General features: G+C 71.4%; 18 protein-coding genes. 10 read left to right on the top strand and 8 right to left on the bottom strand.

The features are described from left to right. Position 1 precedes the first annotated feature (1 nt). Positions 2 to 1,846: a tetratricopeptide repeat protein gene (locus ACZ6CL_RS33520; RefSeq protein WP_468942816.1), complete on the top strand. Its 1,845-nt coding sequence runs from the start codon at positions 2 to 4 to the stop codon at positions 1,844 to 1,846. Between the two features lie 156 nt (positions 1,847 to 2,002). Here the strand turns inward: ACZ6CL_RS33520 and pepN (ACZ6CL_RS33515) are convergent, their stop codons facing one another. Beyond that, on the bottom strand, positions 2,003 to 4,591 hold the full coding sequence (gene pepN / locus ACZ6CL_RS33515; protein WP_468942813.1) for an aminopeptidase N: 2,589 nt from the start codon (positions 4,589 to 4,591) through the stop codon (positions 2,003 to 2,005). Positions 4,592 to 4,752: 161 nt separating this feature from the next. Further along, complete coding sequence (locus ACZ6CL_RS33510; protein ID WP_468942811.1) at positions 4,753 to 5,778, bottom strand: aspartate-semialdehyde dehydrogenase; 1,026 nt, start codon at positions 5,776 to 5,778, stop codon at positions 4,753 to 4,755. Positions 5,779 to 6,102: 324 nt separating this feature from the next. Here ACZ6CL_RS33510 and ACZ6CL_RS33505 point away from each other — a divergent pair, with 324 nt between their 5' ends. After that, positions 6,103 to 7,839 (top strand): TIGR03767 family metallophosphoesterase, encoded by a 1,737-nt coding sequence (locus ACZ6CL_RS33505; protein ID WP_468942808.1) that lies wholly within the window; start codon positions 6,103 to 6,105, stop codon positions 7,837 to 7,839. A gap of 19 nt (positions 7,840 to 7,858) precedes the next feature. On the opposite strand, the gene ACZ6CL_RS33500 is transcribed toward ACZ6CL_RS33505, so the two are convergent. Together ACZ6CL_RS33500 and pepN (ACZ6CL_RS33495) are read right to left on the bottom strand one after the other, a co-directional pair. Next, positions 7,859 to 8,890 (bottom strand): hypothetical protein, encoded by a 1,032-nt coding sequence (locus ACZ6CL_RS33500; protein ID WP_468942805.1) that lies wholly within the window; start codon positions 8,888 to 8,890, stop codon positions 7,859 to 7,861. Positions 8,891 to 9,023: 133 nt separating this feature from the next. Further along, on the bottom strand, positions 9,024 to 11,642 hold the full coding sequence (gene pepN / locus ACZ6CL_RS33495; RefSeq protein ID WP_468942802.1) for an aminopeptidase N: 2,619 nt from the start codon (positions 11,640 to 11,642) through the stop codon (positions 9,024 to 9,026). 164 nt (positions 11,643 to 11,806) lie between these two features. On the opposite strand from pepN (ACZ6CL_RS33495), the gene ACZ6CL_RS33490 reads away from it, so the two are divergent. Beyond that, positions 11,807 to 12,442, top strand: a complete 636-nt coding sequence (locus tag ACZ6CL_RS33490; RefSeq protein ID WP_468942800.1) for a mycothiol-dependent nitroreductase Rv2466c family protein — start codon at positions 11,807 to 11,809, stop codon at positions 12,440 to 12,442. 108 nt (positions 12,443 to 12,550) lie between these two features. Here ACZ6CL_RS33490 and ACZ6CL_RS33485 read toward each other — a convergent pair whose 3' ends face one another. Together ACZ6CL_RS33485 and ACZ6CL_RS33480 are read right to left on the bottom strand one after the other, a co-directional pair. Beyond that, positions 12,551 to 13,192, bottom strand: a complete 642-nt coding sequence (locus ACZ6CL_RS33485; RefSeq protein WP_468942798.1) for a superoxide dismutase — start codon at positions 13,190 to 13,192, stop codon at positions 12,551 to 12,553. 163 nt (positions 13,193 to 13,355) lie between these two features. Beyond that, positions 13,356 to 14,777, bottom strand: a complete 1,422-nt coding sequence (locus ACZ6CL_RS33480) for an amino acid permease (RefSeq protein ID WP_468942796.1) — start codon at positions 14,775 to 14,777, stop codon at positions 13,356 to 13,358. A 256-nt stretch (positions 14,778 to 15,033) separates the two neighbouring features. Here ACZ6CL_RS33480 and ACZ6CL_RS33475 point away from each other — a divergent pair, with 256 nt between their 5' ends. Further along, positions 15,034 to 15,627 carry a biotin transporter BioY gene (locus ACZ6CL_RS33475; RefSeq protein WP_468942794.1) on the top strand — a complete coding sequence of 198 codons (594 nt, stop codon included), beginning with the start codon at positions 15,034 to 15,036 and terminating at the stop codon, positions 15,625 to 15,627. A 79-nt stretch (positions 15,628 to 15,706) separates the two neighbouring features. Here the strand turns inward: ACZ6CL_RS33475 and ACZ6CL_RS33470 are convergent, their stop codons facing one another. Further along, positions 15,707 to 17,134 carry an amino acid permease gene (locus tag ACZ6CL_RS33470; RefSeq protein ID WP_468942792.1) on the bottom strand — a complete coding sequence of 476 codons (1,428 nt, stop codon included), beginning with the start codon at positions 17,132 to 17,134 and terminating at the stop codon, positions 15,707 to 15,709. Positions 17,135 to 17,317: 183 nt separating this feature from the next. Between ACZ6CL_RS33470 and ACZ6CL_RS33465 the strand changes: the two genes are divergently transcribed. The 5 genes from ACZ6CL_RS33465 (at position 17,318) to ACZ6CL_RS33445 (ending at position 23,562) form a co-directional block, all read left to right on the top strand. Then, positions 17,318 to 17,806, top strand: coding sequence for a ribose-5-phosphate isomerase (locus tag ACZ6CL_RS33465; protein WP_468942790.1), 489 nt, complete (start codon positions 17,318 to 17,320; stop codon positions 17,804 to 17,806). Next, positions 17,806 to 18,615 carry an Fpg/Nei family DNA glycosylase gene (locus ACZ6CL_RS33460; RefSeq protein ID WP_468942789.1) on the top strand — a complete coding sequence of 270 codons (810 nt, stop codon included), beginning with the start codon at positions 17,806 to 17,808 and terminating at the stop codon, positions 18,613 to 18,615. The genes ACZ6CL_RS33465 and ACZ6CL_RS33460 overlap by 1 nt, the downstream gene beginning before the upstream one ends. A 333-nt stretch (positions 18,616 to 18,948) precedes the next feature. Then, positions 18,949 to 20,061 (top strand): PP2C family protein-serine/threonine phosphatase, encoded by a 1,113-nt coding sequence (locus ACZ6CL_RS33455; protein ID WP_468942786.1) that lies wholly within the window; start codon positions 18,949 to 18,951, stop codon positions 20,059 to 20,061. 127 nt (positions 20,062 to 20,188) lie between these two features. After that, positions 20,189 to 21,007, top strand: a complete 819-nt coding sequence (locus ACZ6CL_RS33450; RefSeq protein WP_468942783.1) for an ABC transporter ATP-binding protein — start codon at positions 20,189 to 20,191, stop codon at positions 21,005 to 21,007. Beyond that, entirely contained in the window at positions 21,004 to 23,562 is a 2,559-nt protein-coding gene (locus ACZ6CL_RS33445) for an ABC transporter permease (protein WP_468942780.1), read from the top strand. Before ACZ6CL_RS33450 ends, ACZ6CL_RS33445 begins: the two co-directional genes overlap by 4 nt. 63 nt (positions 23,563 to 23,625) lie before the next feature. On the opposite strand, the gene ACZ6CL_RS33440 is transcribed toward ACZ6CL_RS33445, so the two are convergent. Continuing rightward, on the bottom strand, positions 23,626 to 24,807 hold the full coding sequence (locus ACZ6CL_RS33440) for an acyltransferase family protein (protein ID WP_468942778.1): 1,182 nt from the start codon (positions 24,805 to 24,807) through the stop codon (positions 23,626 to 23,628). A 563-nt stretch (positions 24,808 to 25,370) separates the two neighbouring features. On the opposite strand from ACZ6CL_RS33440, the gene ACZ6CL_RS33435 reads away from it, so the two are divergent. Continuing rightward, the gene (locus ACZ6CL_RS33435) at positions 25,371 to 25,565 is read left to right on the top strand and encodes a hypothetical protein (RefSeq protein WP_063734160.1); all 195 of its coding nucleotides are present in this window, start codon (positions 25,371 to 25,373) and stop codon (positions 25,563 to 25,565) included. The last annotated feature ends 13 nt before the right edge of the window (positions 25,566 to 25,578 follow it).

Genomic DNA, 25,578 nt, shown 5'->3' with positions numbered 1-25,578 from the left:
GATGGTCGATCATCCTTCGCACGGGACGTCCGGCGCGGCTCCTGCGGAAACCCCCGGTGGCAGCCGTGAAAACGGTGAAAGGCGTGACGAGGCAGCCGAGTTGCGGGCCGCGGCGGCGGCCGGGGAGCCGGGCGCGTACCGCGCGTACGCCGAACTCCTCACGGAGCGCGGTCAGTTGGACGAGGCCCTGCCCTGGTGGGCCAGGGCCGCCGACGCCGGGGACGCGGACGCGTCGCGCACCCTCGCGGTATGCCACCAGGGCCGCGGCGACTTCGCCGAGGCCGAACGGTGGTACCGGACCGCCGCCGACCGCGACGGCGGCTGCGCCCTCGGGCTCGCCCGGCTCCTCCAGGAGGCGGGTGACCCGGCCGGTGCCGAGGAGTGGTACGGGCGCGGGGCCGCGCTCGGCAGCGTCGCCTGCAAGACCGACGGCGCCGTGATGCTGGCCGCCCGGGGCGAGTGGGACACCGCCCTGGAGCGGCTGGCCGAGGCGTCCGCCGAGGGTGACGACGTCGCCACCCGCACCCGCAAGGTCATCGAGGACCTGCTCGACGAGCTGGCGGGCTGGCGCGACGCCCTCGCCGCGGCGGAGGCCGCGGGCGACCCCGACGCCGCGTACGAGGCGCTGCGCGCGCTGCTCGACCCCGAGCGGCAGGGGATGTACGACACCTGCCCGTACCTGGTCGCCGAGGCCGAGGCGCTGTACGCCCGCGCCGCGGCCGTCGGCAGCGTCAAGGCCCTGGTCGACCAGGCCATCTTCACCGCCCGCGACGCGAGCCGCCGGGACGAGGCCCGCGCCCTGGTCGAGCGCGCCCATGAACGCGGCTACGACGGCGCCGCGTTCGTGCTCGGCGTCTGGGCCGAGGAGCGCGGCGAGCTGCGGGCCGCGGAGACCTGGTACCGCACCGCCGACGACGCGGACGGCGGACACTTCTGGGCCTGCTACAACCTCGGCGTGCTGTGCACCCGCCAGCGGCGGCTGGACGAGGCCGAGGAGTGGCTGCTGTCCACCGGCATCGACCCGGAGAACTGGGACCCGTTCTCGGAGAGCGAGGAACGGGTCATCAGAGCCCTGGAGGACGTCGCCGCCATCCGCGCCGACCCCGCGCGGCAGGGCGCCGCCCAGTGGCGCGACCGCCTCCCCGAACTGCGCGCCCGTGCCCAGGACGGCGGGCCTGACGCCTGGTACGCCTACGCCGAGGCCCTCGACCACATCCACCGGCTCCCTGAGGCCGCCGAGTGGTACCGCAAGGCGGGCACCCCGCGCGCCCTGCTCGCCCTCGGCCGGATGCTGTACCAGGCGGGCGGCGCCAAGGGCACGCTCATGGTGCCGTACTACGAACCCGCAGCGGGCGAGGGCGACGCCTCCGCCGCGTACGACATCGGCCGCGTCCACGAGGAGGCGGGGGACCGGCGCACCGCCGAGATCTGGTTCCACCGCGCCGCCGGACTCGGCCACGGGGGCGCCGCGTGGTGGCTCGGCCGGACCTCCGAGGAGCGCGGCGGCGACCCTCAGCAGGCCGAGCGCTGGTACGTCCGCGCCGCCCGCACCGGCTTCGTCCCGCCCGCCTTCCTCGCGGGCCGCAGCATGGTGCGGCGGGGCGCCTACGCCGACGCCGTACCGCTGCTGCACGCCGCGCACGACGGCGACCACGCGGAGGCCGCGTACTGGCTGGCCAAGGCCGTACGCGGGCTCGGCCGCCCGGAGGAGGCCGAGCGGTGGCTGCGCACCGCCGCCGAACGCCATCCGCGGCTGCTGCGCGAGTACGGCCCCATGGCCCGCCAAGCCCTCCCCGACCCCCACGTCGAGCTGGCCGAGGTCCTGCTCGAACTGGGCCGAGACTAGCCGGTTTGTGGGCAGGCGTTCCGCGGGGCGGGACGGGTGGGCACAAACCGGCCACCGGCCCGCACCCGGCGACGAAACCCCGGCCCCAGGGGCGGCCCGCCCCGCGCCCGGCGGCAGGGCGAGCCGCAGGGGCTCGCACCGCCGCCGCTGCCCGCGTCAGCCCGCGGCCGCGTCCGCCGCGCGCGCCTTGAGGGCGCGCTCGACACCCGCCCGCGACTCCGTCACCAGCCGCCGCAGCGCCGCACTGGGCTCGGCAGAGGCCAGCCACGCGTCCGTGGCGTCCAGCGTCGCCTGGGAGACCTGGAGCACCGGGTACAGCCCCACCGCGATCTGCTGCGCCATCTCATGGCTGCGGACGTTCCAGACGTCCTTGACCGCCGCGAAGTACTTCTCGGTGTACGGCGCCAACAGCTCCCGCTGATCGGTCTGGACGAACCCGCCGATCACGGCCTCCTGCACCGCGTTCGGCAGCCCCGCTTGTGAATCAGACGCAGTGCCCTCGACGACCGACGCCCACGCCTCCGCCTTGGCGGCCTCCGTAGGCCGCGCGGCCCGCGCCGTGGCGGCGTGCCGCTCGCCCGCCGACGTCTTGTCGCGCTCCAGCTCCGCGGCGATCTCGGCCTCGTCGGCGCGCCCGGTCGCGGCGAGCCGCTCCACCAGGGCCCAGCGCAGCTCGGTGTCGACGGCCAGGCCCTCGATCGTCTCGCTGCCGTCCAGCAGCCCGGCGAGCAGGTCGAGCTGGGCGTCGGTTCGGGCCGTCGCGGCGAAGGCGCGCGCCCAGGCGAGCTGGTGATCGCTGCCGGGGGCGGCGGCGCGCAGATGCTCCAGCGTGGCCTCGGTCCACTGGGCGAGCCCGGTCTCACGCCACTCGGGCGCGGCGTAGAGGTCGAGCGCGAGCTTCACCTGGCGGTGCAGCGACTGCACCACGCCGATGTCCGACTCCTTGGCCACCCCGGACAGCACCAGCGCCAGGTAGTCGCGGGCGGCCAGCTCGCCGTCCCGGGTCATGTCCCAGGCGGAGGCCCAGGACAGGGCCCGCGGGAGGGACGCCTCGAAGTCGCCCAGGTGCTCGGTGACGACGGCGAGCGAATCGGCGTCGAGCCGGACCTTGGCGTACGAGAGGTCGTCGTCGTTGAGCAGGATGACGGCGGACCGCTGCGTGCCGACCAGGGCGGGCACCTCGGTCAGCTCGCCGTCCACGTCCAGCTCGATCCGCTCGGAGCGGACCAGCTTGCCGGTCGCGTCAAGGTCGTACAGCCCGATCGCGATGCGGTGCGGGCGCAAGGTCGGCTCGCCCTTGGCGCCGGTCGGCAGCGCCGGGGCCTCCTGTCGCACGGCGAAGGAGGTGATGGTGCCGGAGGCGTCCGTGGCGATCTCGGGCCGCAGCACATTGATGCCGGCCGTCTGCAGCCACGCCTTCGACCAGGTCTTCAGATCGCGCCCGCTGGTCTCCTCCAGCGCGCCGAGCAGATCGCTGAGCCGGGTGTTCTTGTACGCGTGGCGCTTGAAGTACGCCTGCACGCCGCGGAAGAACTCGTCCATGCCGACGTACGCGACGAGCTGCTTGAGCACGCTCGCGCCCTTGGCGTACGTGATGCCGTCGAAGTTGACCAGGACGTCGTCCAGGTCGCTGATCTCGGCCATGATCGGGTGGGTGGACGGCAGCTGGTCCTGCCGGTAGGCCCACGTCTTCATGGAGTTGGCGAAGGTGGTCCACGAGTGCGGCCACTTGCTGCCCGGCGCGTACGCCTGGCAGGCGATGGAGGTGTAGGTGGCGAACGACTCGTTCAGCCACAGGTCGTTCCACCACTCCATGGTGACCAGGTCGCCGAACCACATGTGGGCCAGCTCGTGGAGGATGGTCTCGGCGCGCACCTCGTACGCCGCGTCCGTCACCTTGGAGCGGAACACGTACTGGTCGCGGATGGTCACCGCGCCCGCGTTCTCCATCGCGCCCGCGTTGAACTCCGGCACGAAGAGCTGGTCGTACTTGGCGAACGGGTACGCGTAGTCGAACTTCTCCTCGAACCAGTCGAAGCCCTGCCGCGTCACCGCGAAAATGGCGTCCGAGTCGAGGAACTCGGCGAGCGAGGGGCGGCAGTAGATGCCGAGCGGCACCGACCGGCCGTTCCCCTCCCAGCTGCTGTGCACGCTGTGGTACGGGCCGACGATGAGCGCGGTGACGTACGTCGAGATGCGCGGCGTCGGATCGAAGCGCCAGACGTTGTCCTTGGGCTCGGGCGTCAGCGAGTTGGAGATCACCGTCCAGCCCTCGGGCGCGGTCACGGTGAACTGGAACGTGGCCTTCAGGTCCGGCTGCTCGAAGCTGGCGTACACCCGGCGGGCGTCCGGCACCTCGAACTGCGTGTAGAGGTACGCCTGCTGGTCGACCGGGTCGACGAAGCGGTGCAGCCCCTCACCGGTGTTGGTGTAGGCGCAGTCGGCGACGACCCGCAGCTCGTTGCGCCCGGCCAGCAGCGACGGCAGCGCGATCCGCGAGTCCTGGAAGACCTCGGCGGGGTCCAGGACGTCCCCGTTGAGGACCACCTCGTGGACGGTGGGCGCCACGAGGTCGATGAACGAGGACGCACCCGCCTCGGCGGCGTCGAAGCGCACCGAGGTCACCGAGCGGTACGTGCCGCCCTCCTGCGCGCCGCTCAGGTCCAGCTCGATGTCGTACGCGTCCACGGTCAGGAGGCGCGCTCGCTCTTGCGCTTCCTCCCGGGTGAGGTTGGTACCAGGCACGTCGGCTCTCTCCCGTTCGTCATGTGCGGTATGTGCGGTACGCCATGCGTCAGGCGGATTGCCATCCTCGCACGTCGGAAGCGGTCCGCGCCGGTACATAACCGGCCTCGGGAACGCCGGAGGGGGAGCGGCCGCGGCCGCTCCCCCTCCGGGTGGGGACGTCAGCTCAGGTCGGCCGCCACCAGCTCGGCGATCTGCACCGCGTTCAGCGCCGCGCCCTTGCGCAGGTTGTCGTTGGACAGGAACAGCGCGAGGCCGTTCTCGACCGTCTCGTCCACCCGGATGCGGCCCACGAAGCTCGGGTCCTGGCCCGCGGCCTGCAGCGGGGTCGGGATGTCGCTGAGGGCCACGCCCGGGGCTCCGGCCAGCAGCTCCACGGTCCGCTCGACGCTGATCGGACGCTCGAAGCGGGCGTTCACCTGGATCGAGTGGCCACTGAAGACCGGGACCCGGACGCAGGTGCCGGAGACCTTCAGGTCCGGGATCTCCAGGATCTTGCGGCTCTCGTTGCGGAGCTTCTGCTCCTCGTCGGTCTCCAGACGGCCGTCCTCGACGATCTTCCCGGCCAGCGGGAGCACGTTGAAGGCGATCGGGCGGGCGTAGACCTCCGGCTCGGGGAAGTCGACCGCCGAACCGTCGTGGGTCAGCTCCGCCGCGCGCTCGGCGCCCTTGCGGATCTGGTTGTCCAGCTCCGCGACGCCGGAGAGCCCGGAGCCGGAGACGGCCTGGTAGGTGGTGGCGACCAGGGCGGTCAGCCCCGCCTCCTGGTGCAGCGGGCGCAGCACCGGCATGGCGGCCATGGTGGTGCAGTTCGGGTTGGCGATGATGCCCTTGGGGCGCTGCACCGCCGCATGCGGGTTGACCTCGGAGACGACCAGCGGAACGTCGGGGTCCATCCGGAAGGCGGACGAGTTGTCGATCACGACCGGGCCCTGCGCGGCGACCTTCTCGGCCAGCGCCCGGGAGGTGGCGCCGCCCGCCGAGAACAGCACGATGTCCAGGCCGGAGTAGTCGGCCGTGGCCGCGTCCTCGACGGTGACCTCGGTGCCGCCCCAGGGCAGCGTGCGGCCTGCGGAACGGGCGGACGCGAACAGCCGCAGCTGGTCGGCGGGGAAGTCGCGCTCGGCGAGTATCCTCCGCATCACTCCGCCGACCTGGCCGGTCGCTCCGACGATTCCGATCCTCATATGAACCCTTTTCCTTGGTTGTGTCTCTTCGCGGCGCCTACCCCTCCGGCCAGTGTCTCAGGCCTCGCCGTGACCTTTCCGTGACCAATGTCGCACGGGCCGGGGCTCCCCGGGCTTCCCGCGCGAGTGAACACGAAGTGAGCGGAAGAATTCCTGTTCACGAGGGTGCGATGGCCGTTTTCTTCACGAAGATCGACGTGAGGAGATCGGCTACCGGCGTTGCCACGTCGTTCACTCTCAGGCCATCCCCGATGCCAACGATCCGAGGTGAGGACAGCCGCCGCTGTCCACCCGCTTCGCGAATCACTCGGGGAGAGATCGCGCATGTCCCGCATACGGTCCGCCGCCTCCGCGGTCGCCGCGCTCGACCGTCGCACCTTTCTCACCGCCGCGGCAGCCACCGGCGCCACGGCCGGCCTCGGCATCGCCTTCGGGCCCGGCAGCGGATCGGCAAAGGCATCGTCGCCCGCCACGGCACAGGTGGCGGGGCGCAGGGTGGCCCAGGCGCCCGCCGCCCCCTCCGACGCCGGTACCACGCTGGAGACTTTCTCCGCGCCGACCTCCGACTCCGGCGGCTACCGGCGCCTCGGTGACGGCCCGGGCTGGGAGCGCCGGGTACGTACCGACATCACCGGCGCGAAGGCGGGCCGGGAGGACCGGCGCACCGCCCTCGCCTCGTTCGTCCAGCTGACGGACATGCACCTGTCCGACGTCCAGCACCCGTTGCGCTACGAGTTCCTGCGCTCCGGGCGCACCGGCGCCTGGCGCCCCCACGAGGCGCTCACCGTCGTGGGCCTCGCCTCCCTCATCGAGCGGGTCAACGGGCTGCGCGGCGGCCCCGCGACCGGCGCCCCGCTCTCCTTCGTGATGACCACCGGTGACAACACCGACAACAACTCGAAGATCGAGCTGGACTGGTTCCTCACCGCCATGAACGGCGGCCGGATCACCCCCAACACCGGTGATCCGCGCCACTACGAGGGCGTGCAGAACAGCGGGCTCAAGGAGTTCTGGCACCCGGAGCAGGCGCTGCGCGACTCCGACAAGCAGCTCGGCTTCCCGCGCATCGACGGCTTCCTCGACGCCGCCCTGCGCACCGTCAACAGCCCCGGTCTGCGGCTGCCGTGGTACTCGACCATCGGCAACCACGACGACCTGGCGGGCGGTGTCTACTCGTTCGGCCGCGACTACCTCGCGGAGATCGCGACCGGCAAGCGGAAGCTCCAGCTCATCCCGGCCGACGAGGCCGCGGCGATCTACAAGGGCCAGCGCAAGGGCGCCGACCCCAAGGGCACCGACATGAAGGCGCTGGTGGAGGCGCACGCCAAGGAGATGCGCACGGTCACCCCGGACGAGCGCCGCGCGCCCTTCACCCAGAAGGAGTACCTGGCCGCGCACCTCGACCCGCTGGCCGCCGGGTCGGGCCCGGTCGGCCACGGCTACACCCGGGCCAACCTCGAAGAGGGCACCCTCTACTACTCGTTCCGGATCTCCGAGAACGTCGTCGGCATCAGCCTGGACACCACCGACCCGGGCGGCCACTACACCGGTTCGATCGGCACCGCCCAGCTGAAGTGGCTGGAGCGGACGCTGAAGGAGCACAAGGACGACTACGTCATCGTCTACAGCCACCACTACAGCGACAGCCTGAGCAACATGAACGCCGACCCGGCCCGCCCGGGCGAGGCCCGGCACGGCGGTGACGAGGTGGTCTCCCTCTTCCAGAGCCACCCCCAGGTGCTGGCCTGGATCAACGGCCACAGCCACCAGAACGAGATCACCCCCCGCGACACCTTCTGGGAGATCACCACCGCCTCCCACGTCGACTTCCCCCAGCTGGCCCGGGTCATCGAGGTCGTCGACAACGAGGACGGCACGCTGTCCCTGTTCACCACGCTCATCGAGGCGGCCGCCCCGCGCCGCACCGACTTCGAGGACCTGTCCCAGACCGGACTCGCCGCGCTCTACCGCGAACTGGCCTTCAACGCCCCCGGCGCCAGCCAGACCCTCGCCGGTGACCCGGACGACCGCAACACCGAACTGCTGCTGCGCAAGCCCTGACGGGCCGCCGCTCCGGGATTCAGCGCGGCAGGAGCATCACATAGGGAGCCGGGCCGCGGTCGGCGGACGCGATCAGCGCCGTACGGACCACCGCGGCCTGCTCCTCCAGGCTCTCCCGGAGCCGCTTGGGCGTGACGCGCACGACCGTGATGCCCATCCCCTCCAGATGCTCGCGCCGACGGGCCTGGGCGGTGCCCGGGACGGGCCCGCCGTGGCGCGGCGCCCGCGCGTCGATCTCCAGCGCGACGCCCTGGTCCCGCCAGTACGCGTCCACCCCGCCGAGTGCGGGCCCGCCTGGCATCCGCAGCTCCACGTTCCACAGCGGCTCGGGCAGACCGTAGCCGCGCACCATGTCGTACAGCCGGCCCTCGGCGATGGCCCGCCCCTCGGCGAGCAGCGCGTCGACGGCGTCGACGACATGCGGCCGGGACAGCAGCCGTGCCCCGCTCAACTCCGTGACCACGGCCGCGGCGTCACAGTGTCCCTGGCGTACGGACTCGGTGAGCAGCGCGCGCACCGTCACCGCGTCGGAGAGCCGGGCCACCGCGTCGGCCAGTGCCCGGGCGACCGGGGCGGTGGGCATCCCGGCGCGGTCCTGCGGCGCCGGCAGGGGGTGGGCGCGGACGAAGCGCACGAAGCCGGTGGAGCGCAGCCGCCGGGCGCGCGGCACCAGGATGTCGACGCGGTCGAGGGAGGCCAGCGGGGGAGCGGAGGAGAAGTGGTGCAGGGCGAGCGCCGGGAGTCCGGTGATCATCGCCTCGCCGTACGGGCCGTCCGCCACGGATCCGTCACCGCCACCGGGCCCCGCGTGGCCGCGGCTCGCCGTGTACAGCAGCGCCGCGTACAGCCGCTCCTCGCCGGTCGGCGGGCCCGGGTGCAGCAGATGCACGCCCGGCAGCATGCGCTGCCAGGGGCCACCGGCCCGGCAGCGCTCGGCGGTCTGCGCCGATGTCACGCCGTGCTCCCGCAGCTGGCGCGTCGTCAGGACGCGGCGGCGGGCGTCGGAGAGGTGGTGGAGGGGGCGGGGGGACAGCGGTGTGTTGTGGTTCATGACCCCGCCATTCCCGCCCGCTCCACCCCCCTCACCGCTGTGACAGAACCGTCGACAAAACCGGACAACACCGCACTAAAGTACGGCAGTTCGAATGCCGAAAGGGCCCCCGCCGCGATCGGTCATCCGGCGGTCATCCGGCGGCCCGCGCGTCGCACTCCTGTCCGCGCAGGGTCCGCGCGAGATCGTCGCGGGCCTCCAGCACCAGCCGCCGCAGCGCGGACGGCGCCTCGGGGTGACCGGTCAGCCAGGTGTCGGCCGCCGCCAGGGTGGTGGCATCGCCCTGCGTGGCCGGGAACAGCCCGCGCACGATCGCCATGGCGATCTCGATCGACCGCTCCTGCCAGATCCGCTCGATCACCTCGAAGTAGCGCGGGGCGTACGGCGCCAGCAGCTCGCGCTGGTTCGGCTGGTCGAAGCCCGCGATGGTGGCCTCCACCAGCGCGTTCGACAGCCGGTCGGTGTCCACCACGGCCGCCCACGCCTCGGCCTTGACCGCGGCCGAGGGCCGGGCGGTCAGCGACCGCACCTGATGGCGCTTGCCGGACGCGGTGTCGTCGCGGGACAGCTCCGCCGCGATCGCCTTCTCGTCGGCCTCCCCCAGCGCGGCGAGCGACGCCAGGAACGTCCAGCGCAGCTCCTGGTCCACCTCGAGCCCGTCGATCCGGGCCGAGCCGTCCAGCAGCCCGCGCAGTATCCGCAGCTCGGCGTCGCCGGAGGCGACCTGGGCGAAGAACCGCGCCCAGGCGAGCTGGTGTCCGCTGCCCGGCGCGGCGAGCCGCAGCTCGCGCAGCGCGCTCTCGGCGACCTGGCCCCCGGCCTCCGCCCGGCGCGCGGGCGCACTGTAGTGATGGAGGGCCGACAGCGCCCACGACTGCACCATCTGGAGCACGCCGATGTCGCTCTCGGCCCCGGCGAATCGCTTCACCAGCGCGAGGTAGTCGCGGGCGGGCATCAGCCCGTCCCGGGTGAGGTTCCACAGCGCGGACCAGCACAGCGCGCGGGCGAGCGGGTCGCTCAGCTCGCCCAGGTGCTCGCGCAGGGTGTCCAGCGAGGCCTCGTCGAAGCGGACCTTGGCGTAGGTGAGGTCCTCGTCGTTGACCAGGATCAGATCGGGCCGCTCGGCCCCGGTCAGCTCGCTGACGACCGTACGGGGACCGTCGACGTCCACCTCGGCGCGGGCGTAGCGCAACAGCGCCCCGGGGCGCTCCCCGGCGGCGTCCTTCCGGTACAGCCCGACCGCGACCCGGTGCGGGCGCAGCGAAGGATGGCTGTCGGACCCGGCCTCCTGGAGGATGGACAGCTCGGTGATGTGCCCCTCGGCGTCATAGACGGCCTGCGGGGTCAGCACATTGACGCCCGCGGTCTCCAGCCAGGCACGCGACCAGGCCGCCATGTCCCGGCCGGAGGTCTCGGTGAGCACCGACAGCAGATCCGTCAGCCGGGTGTTGCCGTACGCGTGCCGCTTGAAGTAGCGGCGGGCGCCCTCCAGGAAGGCGTCCTGCCCGGCGTAGGCCACCAGCTGCTTGAGCACCGACGCGCCCTTGGCGTAGGTGATCCCGTCGAAGTTGAGCTTGGCGTCCTCCAGGTCCCGGATGTCGGCCGTGACGGGATGGGTGGACGGCAGCTGGTCGGCCCGGTACGCCCAGGACTTGCGGCGGTTGGCGAAGGTGATCCAGCCGTCGGTGAAGCGGGTCGCCCCGACCAGCGCGAAGGCCCCCATGAAGTCGGCGAACGACTCCTTGAGCCACAGGTCGTCCCACCACTCCATGGTGACCAGGTCGCCGAACCACATGTGCGCCATCTCGTGCAGGATGACCGTCGCCCGGTGCTCGTACGACGCCTGGGTGACCCTGCCGCGGAAGACGAACTCCTCGCGGAAGGTCACGCACCCCGGGTTCTCCATCGCGCCGATGTTGTACTCCGGCACGAACGCCTGGTCGTACTTCCCGAAGGGGTACGGATAGTCGAAGTGGTCGTGGAAGAAGTCCAGGCCCTGCTTGGTGACGGTGAAGATGTCGTCCGCGTCGAAGTGCTTGGCGAGCCCCTTGCGGCACAGGGCGCCGAGCGGGACCTCCAGCACCGAGCCGTCCGGCTGGGTGCGGCGGTAGCGGTCGCTCTCGTAGTGGTAAGGGCCCGCGACGACGGCCGTGATGTACGTCGAGATGGGCAGGGTCGGGGTGAACCGGGTGGTCGCGGCCCCGTCGCCGTCACCGGACGGCTCGACTCCGGCGGCCGTCCCGTTGCTCAGCACGGTCCAGCTCTCGGGCGCGGTCACCGAGAAGGTGAACGGCGCCTTCAGGTCGGGCTGTTCGAAGTTGGCGAATACCCGGCGGGCGTCGGCCGGTTCGTACTGGGTGTACAGATACACCTCGCCGTCCTCGGGGTCGACGAAGCGGTGCAGCCCCTCGCCCGTGCGGCTGTACGCGCACCGCGCGTCCACCACCAGCTCGTTTTCCCCCGCCAGCCCCTCCAGGGCGATCCGGGTCCCGTCGAAGACGGCGGCCGGGTCCAGCTCCCGCCCGTTGAGCCGCACCGCGACGACCTCCGGGGCCACCAGGTCGGCGAAGGACGTGGCCCCCGGCTCGGCGCAGCGGAAGCGCACGGTCGTCGTCGAGCGGAAGGTGCGCGGTCCTGGTCCGGGATCCGCCCCGACCGCGGACCGCAGGTCGAGGGCCACGTCGTACGCGTCCACCGACAACAGCCTCGCCCGCTCGCGGGCCTCGTCACGGGTCAGGTTCTCACCGGGCACGTAGCGGCTCCCCTCGTGTCCCTCTCGCCATTCCGGACAGCGGGAATCATGTCACGCGGCACTGACGCTCGGTATCGGGAATGGTCTTCGGGCCCGGCCACGTTGTCGGTACCAGACAACTCCCGATACTTCTTTATCCACGCGCGCCCGTCTGAGGAGAGACCGTGACCGAAACAGTCAAGACTCCCGCCGATTTCTGGTTCGACCCGCTGTGTCCGTGGGCCTGGATGACCTCGCGCTGGATGCTGGAGGTGGAAAAGGTCCGCCCCGTCGAGGTGCGCTGGCACGTCATGAGCCTCGCCGTGCTCAACGAGCCCAAGATGGACGAGCTGCCCGAGCAGTACCAGGAGCTGCTGAAGACCGCCTGGGGCCCGGTCCGGGTCTGCATAGCCGCCGAGCAGAAGCACGGCAGTGACGTCCTCGGCCCGCTCTACACCGCCCTCGGCACCCGCTTCCACAACCAGGGCCTGGAGAAGAACCGCGAGACGATCATCGCCGCCCTGGAGGAGGCCGGACTGCCCGCCGACCTCGCGGACGCGGCCGACTCCGACGCCTACGACACCGAGCTGCGCGCCTCCCACGCGGCGGGCATCGACCTGGTCGGCCAGGAGGTCGGCACCCCGGTCATCGCGGTCCCCGGCTCGGACGGCGAGCAGATCGCCTTCTTCGGCCCGGTGGTCACCCCCGCCCCCAAGGGTGACGCCGCCGCCCGGCTCTGGGACGGCACCCTGATGGTCGCCTCCATCCCGGGTTTCTACGAGATCAAGCGCACCCGCACGGTCGGCCCGATCTTCGACTGACACCCACCCTTCGATACGGCAGGGCCCCCGCGCGACTCGACCGCGCGGGGGCCCTTTTTCCGCCTGCCCGTGAAGGCTGAGAAGACGATCACGTCAGCAGGAGGCCCATCACGGCGCGAGCAGCAGGTTGTGGGCGCGCTCCTTGGCAGCCGTGTAGCGACGGGCGACATCCTGCCAGTTGACGACCTCCCACATGGCCTCGATGAAGTCCACCTTCTGGTTCTTGTACTGCAGGTAGAAGGCGTGCTCCCAGGCGTCGAAGACCAGGATCGGCACCGAGCCCTGCCCCACGTTCCCCTGGTGGTCGTACACCTGCTCCACCACCAGCCGCCCGCTCACCGGCTCGTACGCCAGCACACCCCACCCCGACCCCTGGGTGGTCCCGGCCGCCTTGGTCAGCTGCGCCTTGAACCGGTCGAAGGACCCGAAGCTCTCGGCGATGCCATCGGCCAGCTCGCCCACCCCGTCCTTCGCCAGCGGCTCACCACCACCGTCGCCGGTCATGTTGGTCCAGTAGATGCTGTGCAGGATGTGGCCCGACAGGTGGAAGGCCAGATTCTTCTCCAGCCCGTTGATCGACCCCCACTGGTCCTTGTCCCGCGCCTCCGCGAGCTGCTCCAGCGTGTCGTTCGCGCCCTTGACGTACGTGGCGTGGTGCTTGTCGTGATGCAGCTCGATGATCTCGGGGCTGATGACCGGCGCCAGCGCCGAGTAGTCGTACGGAAGTTCAGGAAGTGTGTAGATGGCCATGCCAAGCCCTCCGGACGCTTATTGCAATTAACTTGCAACTGCACGCTACCAGTAAGAACTTTCTCCGCCGGTGAAGCCTCGGAGGTCTGCCCCAAAGGGCCGAGGCGGGGCAGGCCCACGGATGTAGGGCCTGCCCCGCCTCGGGAAGCGGAGGGGGTGACGGTCAGCGCTGTGCCGACACCGCCTTCTGGCGGACGTAGCCGATGATCGCGAGCACCGCCGTCAGGCCGACCGTGAAGTACAGCTGGGTGCTGGTCTCGTCCTCGCGGAGCATCAGGAGCAGGACGCCGATGGTGGCGGCCAGGGCCACGTAGGTCAGGTAGGGGAAGAGCCACATCTTGACCACGAGCTTCTCGGGGGCCTCGCGCTGGATGCGGCGGCGCATCACGAGCTGGGAGACGGCGATGAAGGTCCAGACGACCAGCACCGCGGCGCCGACCATGTTGAGGAGCCACTTGAAGATGGTGTCCGGCCACCAGTAGCTGAGCAGCACCGCGACGAAGCCGAAGAAGGAGGAGGCGAGGACGGTGAGGCGGGGGACGCCGCCGTAGACGCGGCCGAGGAGGGCGGGGCCCTCGCCGCGGGTGACCAGGGAGTAGGACATGCGGGAGGCGCCGTAGATGTTGGCGTTCATCGCGGAGAGCAGGGCGACCAGGACGATGACGTTCATGATGTTGCCGGCCGCCGGGATGTCGAGGTGGTTGAGGACCGCGACGTACGGGCCGTCCTTCACGACCGCCTTGTCGTTCCACGGGATGACCGTGACGACGACGAGCATCGAGCCGACGTAGAAGAGGGCGATGCGCCACATGGCGGTGCGCACGGCGCCCGCGACGCTCTTGACCGGGTTCTCGGACTCGGCCGCCGCGATCGTCACCGTCTCCAGGCCGCCGTAGGCGAAGACGGAGGCCAGCAGACCGACGACCAGGCCGTCCGTGCCGTTGGGCATGAAGCCGCCCTCGCCGGTGAGGTTGTTGCTGCCGGGGGAGTCGGTGCCGGGCAGGATGCCGAGGATGGCGAGGGCGCCCAGGACGAGGAAGACGCTGATCGCGGCGATCTTCAGCGCGGCGAACCAGAACTCGAACTCGCCGAAGTTGCTGACGGCCGCGAGATTGGTGCCGCAGAAGATCGCCATGAAGACGGCGACCCACATCCAGGACTCGGTGCCCGGGAACCAGTGGACCATGATCCCGGCCGCGCCGATCGCCTCGGCGGCGATGCCCACGCACAGCAGCACCCAGAACATCCAGCCCGCGGTGAACCCGGCCCACGGCCCGATGGCCCGTTCGGCGTGCACGGAGAACGAACCGGAGGCCGGGTTGGCCGCCGACATCTCGCCGAGCATCCGCATCACGAGCATCACGAGCAGCCCGGAGAGCGCGTAGGCGAGGACGATCGAGGGCCCGGCGGCGGCGATTCCGGCGCCGGAGCCGACGAACAGCCCGGCGCCGATCACGCCGCCGAGGGCGATCATCGACAGGTGGCGCTGCTTGAGGCCGTGCGAGAGCGGAGGCGAGGCGTCCGCGCCCGCGTCGGTCGCCTTCGTGCCGCTCTGCGGCGCTGGGGACGCAGGTGTCGGGTTCATGACTGGTCTCTGTCCCTTGTGTGAGGGGCGGGCGGATGCAAAACGCCCCCAGTGTGAAGGTGGGTGTCCGATCAGGACAACATTGATGTCAAACTTTTCTGGATATCGGACATCGCGGTCACGCTCCGTATCGCCCCCATCTGCCCGAAGACGCCAAGCGCGGAGCCCCGCCTTTGTGGTCATCCGATGGTGCCCGGTGCTCCCGCGCCGGGTTACCGTCGCGTAGTCCACCCCTTCTGACCTCGGAGTTCCGCTGATGAGCAGTGTTTCCGCCGCCGTCCCGACCGGTACGGTCCTCGCCGACGCGGTCTTTCCCGCCCGGCGTGTTCTCGCCCGTGACACCGCGCTCGTCGTGGGCGGCGCCGTGCTCACCGGGCTCGCCGCGCAGATCTCGGTGCCGGTCCCGGGCTCGCCGGTGCCGGTGACCGGCCAGACGTTCGCCGCGCTGCTGGTGGGCACCTCGCTCGGGGCCCGCCGGGGCTTCCTGTCGCTCGCGCTGTACGCGCTGGCCGGGATGGCGGGCATGCCCTGGTTCGCCGAGGGCGACTCCGGAGCCGCCATGCCGTCCTTCGGCTACGTGCTGGGCATGCTGCTCGCCGCGACCGTGGTGGGCGCGCTGGCCCGGCGCGGCGGTGACCGGGGGGCGCTGCGCACCGCGGGCACCATGGCGGTGGGTTCCGCGATCATCTACGCGATCGGCGTCCCGTACCTGGCGCTGGCCACGGACAGCTCGCTCGGCCAGGCGGTGGCCGCCGGTCTGACCCCGTTCCTGGTCGGTGACGTGCTGAAGGCGGCGCTGGCGATGGGCGCGCTGCCGACCGCCTGGAAGCTGGTGGGCCGCCGCGGCTGAGCCGCACTCCTCACACGTCGCGGGCGGGCTGGTCGGAAGACCAGCCCGCCCGACGCGTCATCCGGTGGTGGTCCGGGGCTTACGAGGACACGGACTCTTTGGAGGGGTTCTCGGCGGGGGCGACCGTCTTGGGCCCGGTGATCCGCTCCCGTACCAGCGCGAAGCCCACCACGAGCACCGCCACCAGGGTGGACAGCAGCACCTGCTCGCGACCGGCGTCGTCGGTGAGCATGTAGAGCAGCACGAACGTGATCATCCCGATGGTCGCCCAGGTCAGATACGGGAAGCCCCACATCCGGACGACGAGCTTGTCCGGGTTCTCGCGCAGGATGATGCCGCGCATCCGCAGCTGGGTGAAGCAGATGACCAGCCAGACGAAGAGCGCGACCGCGCCCGAGGAGTTCAGCAGGAACTCGAAGACCGTGTCCGGCCACTGGTAGTTGAACCAGACCGCGACGAAGCCGAAGACGACCGAGCCGAGGATCGCGGCCTGCGGCACGCCGCGCGCGTTGGTCTTCGCGAACGCGGCCGGGGCGTCACCGCGCTGCCCGAGCGAGAAGGCCATCCGGGAGGCGGTGTAGAGGCCGGAGTTGAGACAGGAGAGCACGGCGGTCAGCACGATGACGTTCATGACCTGACCGGCGTGCGGAATGCCGATCGATTCGAGCGCGGCGACGTAACTGCCGTCCTTGGTGATCGACTTGGAGTCCCAGGGCAGCAGGGTGACCACGACGAAGATCGAGCCCAGGTAGAAGACCGCGATACGCCAGATCACGCTGTTGGTGGCCTTGGAGACGGCCCGCTGCGGGTCGGCGGACTCACCGGCGGCCAGGGTGACGATCTCACTGCCCATGAAGGAGAAGACGACCAGCAGCACACCGGTGAGGATCGCGCCCGGCCCGTTGGGCAGGAAGCCGCTGTGGGCGGTCAGATTGGACAGCCCCGCGCCCTCGTTCTCGGATCCGGGCAGCAGGCCGAAGACCGCGAGCCCGCCGATGACGATGAAGGCGGCGATGGCGACGACCTTGATCCCGGCGAACCAGAACTCGAACTCACCGTAGGAAGCGACCGAGGCCAGGTTGGCGGCGGTGAGCACGACCATCACGATCAGCGCCCAGCCCCACTGCGGTACGGCGGGCCACCACTCCTCCAGGATCTTGGCACCGGCGGTCGCCTCGACCGCCAGCACCACGACCCAGAAGAACCAGTAGAGCCAGCCGATCGAGAAGCCCGCCCAGCGGCCGAGCGCCCGGTCCGCGTAGGCGGAGAAGGAGCCGGAGGTCGGATTCGCGGCCGCCATCTCGCCCAGCATGCGCATCACGAGGACGACCATGAGGCCGACCAGTGCGTAGGAGACGAGAATGCCCGGCCCGGCCTTGGCGATACCGGCGCTGGAGCCGACGAACAGCCCGGCGCCGATCACTCCGCCAATCGCGATCATGGACAGATGGCGGTTCTTGAGACCGGCCTTCAGGCCATCGGGGGAAGTCTCTGGTTGTGCGCTCATATGGCTCGATCCTTTGCTTCCGAAAGAGGAGCGACGCCAGTGAATCTCAGGAGAACCAACAGGTGAACCTTCGATTTCAAATTGTTACTTGAGGTTTCCATGAGGTTCCTTGGTGTTGCGGAGGAATCAACGGAGCGCCTACCCGGCTCGGCGAAAAAGACACAGCCATGCCACACTCTGGGCATGCGCGTGTACCTCGGCTCCGATCATGCCGGTTACGAACTGAAGAACCACCTCGTGGAGTGGCTCCGGGCGGGCGGCCATGACCCCGTCGACTGCGGCCCGCACATCTATGACGCCCAGGACGACTACCCGCCGTTCTGCCTGCGCGCGGCCGAGCGGACCGCCGCCGACGCCGACAGCCTGGGCATCGTGATCGGCGGCTCCGGCAACGGCGAGCAGATCGCGGCGAACAAGGTCAAGGGAGTGCGCGCCGCGCTGGCCTGGAGCGAACAGACCGCCGCCCTCGCGCGCGAGCACAACGACGCCAACGTGATCAGCATCGGCGGGCGCATGCACACCCGGGAAGAGGCGATCAAGTTCGTCGAGATCTTCCTGGGCTCCCCGTACTCGGGCGAGGAGCGCCACACCCGCCGCATCGCCATGCTCGCCGACTACGAGACCACCGGCGAACTGCCGCCCGTCCCGGCCCATCACCCCGCCGGCGACTGATGCCCGAAGGGCACACGATCCACCGACTGGCCGCCGACCACCTCGAACGGTTCGGCGGCCGGTCCGTGCGGGCCACCAGTCCCCAGGGGAAGTTCGCCGACGGGGCGGCCCTCGTGGACGGGCAGGTGCTCCAGCACGCCGAGGCGCACGGCAAGCACCTCTTCCTGGACTTCGCGGCCACCGGCTGGGTCCATGTCCACCTCGGGCTGTTCGGCAAGTACACCTTCGGCCCGGCCCCCGCCCCACCGCCCACCGAGACCGTGCGGCTGCGGCTGGCGGGCCCCGGAGGGTACGCGGATCTGCGCGGGCCGACCGCCTGCGCCCTGATCACCGAGCCCGAGAAGCAGGCCATCCACGAGCGGCTCGGCCCCGATCCGCTGCGCACGGGCGACGACGGCGGCGACGCCTGGGCCCGGGTCTCCCGCAGCCGGGTCAGCGTGGCCGCGCTGCTCATGGACCAGAAGGTGGTCGCGGGCGTCGGCAACGTCTACCGCGCCGAGGTTCTGTTCCGGCACGGCATCGACCCGTACCGGCCGGGCCGCGGGCTGGTCCGCGCCGAATGGGACGCGATCTGGTCCGACCTCGCGGAGCTGATGCGCGAGGGCGTACGGAACAACCGGATCGACACGGTCCGCCCCGAGCACACCCCCGAGGCCATGGGCCGTCCGCCGCGCGTCGACGACCACGGCGGCGAGGTCTACGTCTACCGCCGGGCCGGGCAGCCCTGCCACGTCTGCGGTGGAGAGATCCGCACCGCGGGACTCGCCGCCCGGAATCTGTTCTGGTGCCCCGGCTGCCAGCGGTCGTAGGCGGACACCCTCTGAGGCCGGCGAGCTGAGACCATCGAGCGCTCGCATTCGGTCAACTCCCGCCGGAACGCGGTTTTCTCCCGCGTTCGGGGTACGACACCGGCCGCGAGTACCAGCTTTCCGTACCAATCACCCCAAACAGCCGATCGAGTACCCCCCGCTCCGCGCTCATATCCCCATCCCCAACAGCGGTTTCCCGTACGCGCGAACGAATATCGCTTACGATTGCCCCCCTGGCTGGGTGGTTCAACGCGCCACGAATCGACGCGCGTCCGAACGGGTGGGTAGGGTCCCGATGCAATGACTGGCGGCGCGGACACTCCGATGGCCCGGATGCGCAAAGCTCTGCACCGGGCTCGCACCGGCGTGCGCAAAGCCGGAGTCGACTACTTCCGCGGCGAGGGCTCCGACCGGCTCGCCCTCGCCCTGCTGCTCCTCGCCGTCCCCGCCATCGCCTGCGGCACCATCGCCACCCCCGACTGGTGCGCCCCCTCCGCCCTCGTCCTGCCGATCGTCGCGGGCGGACTGCTGCTGCGCCCCGCCAGCCTGCTCGGCCTGTACGCGGCCGCCGCCTCCGCGCTCATCGTGGAGTCCGCCGTCCTCGGCCCGTACACCGAGGAGGACACCTCCGCCCGGGTCACCCCCGGCACCATCCTCGTGGTCGCCGCCGTCGGCTTCTTCGGGCTGCTCATCGCCCAGTTCCGCAGCCGGGTCGGCGTGCCCTGGCGGCGCGGCGGCACCATGCTCTTCGACCTGCGCGAACGCATCCGCGTCCAGAGCAAGCTGCCCGCCCTGCCGCGCGGCTGGCACCGTGAGATGGCGCTGCGCCCGGCCGGCGGCCAGTCCTTCTCCGGCGACTTCGTGGTCGCCGCCCGCACCGGCAACGGCGGCCGCACCCTCGAAGTCGTCCTCACCGACGTCTCCGGCAAGGGCATGGACGCCGCGTCCCGCGCCCTGCTGCTCTCCGGCGCCTTCGGCGGCCTCCTCGGCTCGCTGCCCCCGCACGGCTTCCTCCCGGCCGCCAACGGCTATCTCCTGCGCCAGGACTGGGAAGAGGGCTTCGCGACCTCCGTCCACCTCGTACTCGACCTCGACAGCGGCGACTTCGAGCTGTTCTCCGCCGGTCATCTGCCCGCGCTCCAGCTCAGCGCGGGCACCGGCAAATGGGAGGAGAAGTCCGCCGACGGTCCGCTGCTCGGCGTCTACGACGGCGCCCAGTTCGACCCCACCAAGGGCACCCTGCGCCCCGGGGACGTGCTGATGCTGTTCACCGACGGCCTCGTCGAGACCGCCGATCGCGATATCAGCGAGGGCATCGACCACCTGACGGGCGAGGCCGACCGCTACGTCTCCTCCGGCTTCCAGGGCGCGGCCTGGCACCTGATCGAGACGGTCGCGAAGGACGTCAACGACGACCGTGCGCTCCTGCTGATCTGCCGCCAGTAGGGCCCCCTTACCGGGGGTTAACCCCACCTCGGTACGGCGGCGACCGCCATGGCCCCGGGATACCCCCGGTCCCTACGTTCGTAGGGCGTCGAAAGACATCGGGCGAACTCCTGAGAGGGCCACCACCATGCGGCTGCGCAAGCGGCGTACGACAGCGGTGCCACCGGCACCGCACCAGCACCCCGCCCCTGCCACCCACGCCGTCGAACTCCATGGCGTCCAGCGCCGCTACGGCCGCGGCGGCAACACCGTGCACGCACTCCGCGGCATCAGCCTCGCCCTCCCGCACGGCAGCTTCACCGCCGTCATGGGCCCCTCGGGCTCCGGCAAATCGACCTTCCTGCAGTGCGCCGCCGGGCTCGACCGGCCGACCGCCGGATCCGTCCGGCTCGGCGGCACCGAGATCACCGGACTGAGTGAGAACAAGCTCACCACGCTGCGCCGCAGCCGCCTCGGCTTCGTCTTCCAGGCCTTCAACCTGCTCCCCTCCCTCACCGTCGAGCAGAACGTGCTGCTCCCGATGCGGCTCGCCGGTGCCCGCCCCGACCGCCACCGCGCCCTGGAAGTGCTGGCCCAGGTCGGGCTGCACGAGCACGCCCGGCGCCGCCCGGGCCAGCTGTCCGGCGGCCAGCAGCAGCGAGTCGCCATCGCCCGCGCCCTCGTCACCCGCCCCGACGTGGTCTTCGCCGACGAGCCGACCGGCGCCCTGGACACGGTCACCGCCGCCGAGGTGCTCGGGCTGCTGCGGCACGCGGTGGACACGCTCGGCGCGACCGTGGTGATGGTCACCCACGACCCGGTGGCCGCGAGCTACGCCGACCGGGTGCTCTTCCTCGCGGACGGAGGCGTAGCCGACCGGCTCACCCGCGCCCCGGCGGACGAGATCGCCGACCGGATGACCCGGCTCACCGCCCGCACCCCCGCCGGCCTCGCCGTCGTCCGGTGAGGGCGCTCACCAACGGACTGGCCCGCGCCTCCGTCCGCTTCAAGCCCGCCGCCTTCGCGGGCACCTTCATCGCCCTGATGATGACCGCGATGATCGTGTCCGCCTGCGGCATCCTGCTGGAGACCGGCGTACGGGCCTCCGTACCCCCCGAGCGCTACGCGGGCGCCCCGGTCGTCGTCGCCGCGGACCAGCGCGCGCACTACGTCGTCGGCCATGGGGAGGACCGGGAGGACGAGTCCGAACCGCTCCCCGACCGGGCCCGGCTCGACGCCGCGCTCGTCACCACCGCCGCCCGCACTCCCGGAACGGCCGCCGCCGCACCCGATGTGACCTTCCCGCTGGGCGGCGTCCGGAAGGGCGCGCTGACCGGTCAGGCGCTGACCGGTCACGGCTGGGGCGCGGCCCCCTTCACCGGCGTGACACTCGCCACCGGCACACCGCCCCGCTCGGGCGACGTCGTGCTCGACGAGGGAGCCGCCCGCGCGGCGGGCACCGGGGTGGGCGGCCGCGTCACGGTGAGCGCCCCGGACGGTCGGCACGCCTTCCGGGTCTCCGGTATCGCACGGACCGCCCACTCCACCGAGGACGGGCCCACGGCCTGGTTCGCCGACGCCCGGGCCCGCGCCCTGTCCGGCCACCCCCGTACGGTCGACGCCCTCCTCGTCCGCCCCGCCCCCGGCACCAGCGCGGACGACCTTGCCGCACGGCTGAAGGCCGCGTACGGCAAGGGGGCGCACGGCAAGACCCCGCACGCCACCGCCGTGCGCGTGCACACCGGCGACGGTCGCGGCGCGGTCGAGGACACCTCGATCGCCGGGGCCAGGGAACTGCTCACCGCCCTCGGCGGCTCCTTCGGCGGGATCGCCACCGCCGTCGCCATCTTCACCGCCGCGGGCACCGTGGCCCTCTCCGTCGGCCAGCGCGCCCGCGAGGTCGCCCTGCTGCGCGCCATCGGCGCCACCCCGCGCCAGATCCGCCGCTCCATCGCGGCCGAGGCGCTGCTCGTCGCCCCGCTCGCGGGCGCCCTCGGCTGCCTGCCCGGGATCGCCCTCGCGCACTGGTGGTTCGGACAGCTCAAGGACAAGGGCGCGATCCCCGCCCCCGTGGAGCCCGCGGTCTCCTGGATTCCGCTGGTCTCCGCCGTCGGCGCGGGACTGGTCACCTCGCTTCTGGCGGGCCTGATGGCCGCCCGCCGCCCGGCGCGGATCAAGCCCGGCCAGGCGCTCGGCGAGGCGGCCGTCGAGCGGCTGCGCCCCGGGGTGATCCGTACCCTGCTGGGCGCGTCGGCCCTGGTCGGCGGCTTCGCACTGTCCGGAATCGCCGCCTCGACCTCCGGCGAGGACGCGGCCAACACCGCGCTCGGGATCGTGATGCTCTTCATGCTGGCCGTGGCCCTGCTCGGTCCGCTCATCGCCCGGCTGTGCGCGTGGCTGATCGGACTGCCGCTGCGCGCGGGCCAGGCCCCGGCCGTCCTGGCATCGGCCAACACCCTGGCCAACGCCCGGCCGCTGGCCTCCGCGATCACCCCGATCGTGCTGGCCATGGCGTTCTCCTCGACGCTCGTGTTCATGCACACCAGCGAGGACCACGCGATGGCCGCGCAGCGACGCGACGGGATCGTCGCCGACCAGGTCATCTCCGCCCCCGGCGGCCTCCCGGCCGACACGGCCGACCGCGCCGCCTCCGTCCCGGGCGTCGCGGCGGCGGTGGGCGTGCTGCGCACCGGGGTGCTCGTGCCGATGGGCTCCGGCCTGCAGGGCGCGACGGCCCAGGGCGTCTCCGGCACCGGCCGCGCGCTGGCCGCCGTACAGGACCTGGACGTCCGCACCGGCCGCCTGGCGGACCTGGGGCCGGGCCGGGTCGCGGTCGACGCGAACCTCGCGAAATCCGCGCACGTCCGCGTGGGCGACCGGCTCAGGCTCCGGCTCCCGGACGGCACCAAGGCCGCACCCGAGGTGGTCGCGACGTACGGCCGGGGCCTGGGCATCGCCCAGGTCACCCTGGACCGCGCGGCCCTGGCGGCCCACGTCACGTCGCCCTTCGACGGGGACGTGCTGGTACGGGACGGCGCGGGCGCGGACCACGGCACCGTCGCGGCGGCGCTCGGGAAGCGGCTCGGCGAGCAGGTCACCGGCCGGGACGGCTACGCGGCCGCCCAGGACCGGGACCGCGCGCTGAACGCCTGGTCCAACAGCACCATGGCCGCGGTGCTCGGCGGCTTCGCCGCGGTCGCCGCCGCCAACACCCTGGTGATGACGGTCCTCGACCGCCGCCGGGAGCTGGGCATCCTGCGCCTGATCGGCTCGACCCGGCGGCAGGTGCTGGAGATGGTGCGCTGGGAGGCGCTGCTGGTGACCATGGCCGGTGTCGCGCTGGGCACGGCGATCGCCCTGGCCACGCTCGTACCGATGGTGCGCGGGCTGACCGGCGGGCGCCCGTACCTCCCGCCGCTGACCTACGCCGGGTTCGTGGGCGCGGCCGTGGCGCTCGGGCTCACGGCGACCGCCCTGCCCGCCCGCGCGGCGCTGCGCCGGGAGAGCCCCGGAGGGGAGTGAGCGGACAGCGAGAAGGGCCGGGTCCGTGCGTACACGGTCCCGGCCCTTCGGCGGTGCGGGCGGTCAGGCGGCCGTACGGTGACGGGCCTGCTCGGCGGGGTCCTTGCGGAAGGCCCACTTCATCTTCGGCTCCATCGCGAAGCGGAAGGCGCGCTGCACCGGCGGGGTGCACAGCACGGTGATCACGCTGGCGGCGACAACGGTGACGGTGATCTCACCCAGCGGCTTGTGCAGCCAGTCGATGTCGAACCAGCCCCAGAAGCGGGAGCCCTTGGCGAGGAAGCCGTGCAGCAGGTAGCCGTACAGCGTTCCGGCGCCCAGCACGGTGAACCACATGTTCCGCCGCGGCACCCAGGCGAAGAAGCACGCCACGAGGACCATCGAGCAGCCGAACATGGCCAGGGTCATCACGGGGCCGGTCCACGCCGGAGCGTGCAGCTCCTGGACGCTGTCGCGGTGGTAGAACCAGGCCGAGTTCATCCGGGGCGCCGCCCAGTAGGCGAACAGCAGCGCGCCGGCGAAGATCGGCACGGCCGCGATCCGCATCTTGGGTCCGCGCATCATCTGGAAGTGCTCGGGCTTCATGCACAGACCGATGACGAAGAACGGCAGGAACTGCAGGACCCGCTGGAGGTCGAGGTCGTCGCCGATGTCGGGCGAGACGGACGCCAGGGTGGCGATCGCCAGCGACAGCGGGACCGGCCAGCGCACCAGCTTCCAGATCGGCGTCGTCAGCCGCCATACGAACAGCGCGACCAGGAACCAGGTCAGGTACCAGGGGTCGAGCAGGCTGATCGGGTGGCTCGGGTCGTCGTCGGCCCAGCGCTTGAAGAGGCTGTACGCGACCTCGAACAGCACGTACGGGACCGCGACCCCGGTGATGAGCCGCTTGAGCCGGTCCGCCCGCATGTCGAAGCTGCGGGAGAAGAAGCCGGAGATGATGATGAAGGCCGGCATGTGGAAGGTGTACACGGTCATGTACAGGGCTTCCGCGGTGCGGCTCGTGTCGGTGAGCGGCTCCCAGGAGTGGGCCATCGCGACCAGGACGATCGCGAGGTACTTCGCGTTGTCGAAGAACGCGTCCCGCTGCTTCGGCTTCGGCCCGGCAGGGGCACTGGCGGCGGGCGGAGTCGCCTGACGCCCTGCTTCTTCGCGCTGCGGTGTGGGGGATACCTCGGCCTCGGCCTCCCGGGCCGGAGGGAGCGGGGACCGCTGGGAACCGTGCGGGCGCAGGGAGTTGGTCACAGGCCCTCCCACCAGGAGCTGGGGGAGAGCACCCGGGACCGCACTGCGCGTGGGGGAGAGATGGCAGCGTGGAACATCTGAGGCACGATAGCGCCGAAACCTCTATTGCGTAAAACCTCGTCCACGTCTTCCCCGGTAATACAGTTCACACTCCGGTCGATTGCCGACCGTTATCAAGTCGACATAGCGATCCAGCTGTTCGATATGAGGACTCAGGCTGTCCGATCTGTCGGGTTTCATCCACCTTAAATGGTGCATATGCCCCTCAGGTGCCTCCGGTGGAATGTCTGATTCATGGAAATCGGAATTCCCTTACGGGTTATGCGATCAGGTCGAAAATTGATCCACGGAATTGTGGGGAGCGTCACCCGTGTCCGCCCGTGTAACGCATTCCCGGCGGGGTACCAAGCGGCTGGGTGTGGTGTGTGCCGACGCAGGTAGTCGCCTCACCCTGCTGCTGTGGAGCCGTAGTTGATGGCACGATGGTTGTCAGCGGGGGTGTGCGAGGTCGCGTGCTTCCGGGGCCGGGTGAAGACATGAGCGACCGAGGAGCTTGATCAGCTGTGGTCATTTCCCTGTCATTGGTGGTGCTGGTGGGGATCATCCTCGTACTGATGATCCGTGCCGGGAAGATGAAGGCGGGACCGGCGCTCGTCGCCGCCCTCTTCGGCTTCCTGCTCGCCTCTTCCGATCTGGCGCCGAACATTCAGGACTTCCTCGACTCGGTCGCCAGCTCCATCAGCGACATCAATCTCTGATCGACCGCTGATC

The sequence above is a fragment of the Streptomyces sp. NPDC041200 genome (assembly GCF_055591805.1).
The sequence above is the reverse complement of the archived record's forward strand: the minus strand, read 5'-3'. Positions and strand labels throughout refer to the sequence as shown.

What these genes read in the sequence shown, in the direction of transcription:
- ACZ6CL_RS33475 (WP_468942794.1), top strand. Translation starts at nt 15,034, where the DNA reads ATGAGCAGTGTTTCCGCCGCCGTCCCGACCGGTACGGTCCTCGCCGAC.
- ACZ6CL_RS33465 (WP_468942790.1), top strand. Translation starts at nt 17,318, where the DNA reads ATGCGCGTGTACCTCGGCTCCGATCATGCCGGTTACGAACTGAAGAAC.
- ACZ6CL_RS33500 (WP_468942805.1), bottom strand. Translation starts at nt 8,890, where the DNA reads ATGAACCACAACACACCGCTGTCCCCCCGCCCCCTCCACCACCTCTCC.
- ACZ6CL_RS33510 (WP_468942811.1), bottom strand. Translation starts at nt 5,778, where the DNA reads ATGAGGATCGGAATCGTCGGAGCGACCGGCCAGGTCGGCGGAGTGATG.
- ACZ6CL_RS33485 (WP_468942798.1), bottom strand. Translation starts at nt 13,192, where the DNA reads ATGGCCATCTACACACTTCCTGAACTTCCGTACGACTACTCGGCGCTG.
- ACZ6CL_RS33455 (WP_468942786.1), top strand. Translation starts at nt 18,949, where the DNA reads ATGCGCAAAGCTCTGCACCGGGCTCGCACCGGCGTGCGCAAAGCCGGA.
- ACZ6CL_RS33520 (WP_468942816.1), top strand. Translation starts at nt 2, where the DNA reads ATGGTCGATCATCCTTCGCACGGGACGTCCGGCGCGGCTCCTGCGGAA.
- ACZ6CL_RS33460 (WP_468942789.1), top strand. Translation starts at nt 17,806, where the DNA reads ATGCCCGAAGGGCACACGATCCACCGACTGGCCGCCGACCACCTCGAA.
- ACZ6CL_RS33470 (WP_468942792.1), bottom strand. Translation starts at nt 17,134, where the DNA reads ATGAGCGCACAACCAGAGACTTCCCCCGATGGCCTGAAGGCCGGTCTC.
- ACZ6CL_RS33450 (WP_468942783.1), top strand. Translation starts at nt 20,189, where the DNA reads ATGCGGCTGCGCAAGCGGCGTACGACAGCGGTGCCACCGGCACCGCAC.
- ACZ6CL_RS33480 (WP_468942796.1), bottom strand. Translation starts at nt 14,777, where the DNA reads ATGAACCCGACACCTGCGTCCCCAGCGCCGCAGAGCGGCACGAAGGCG.
- ACZ6CL_RS33505 (WP_468942808.1), top strand. Translation starts at nt 6,103, where the DNA reads ATGTCCCGCATACGGTCCGCCGCCTCCGCGGTCGCCGCGCTCGACCGT.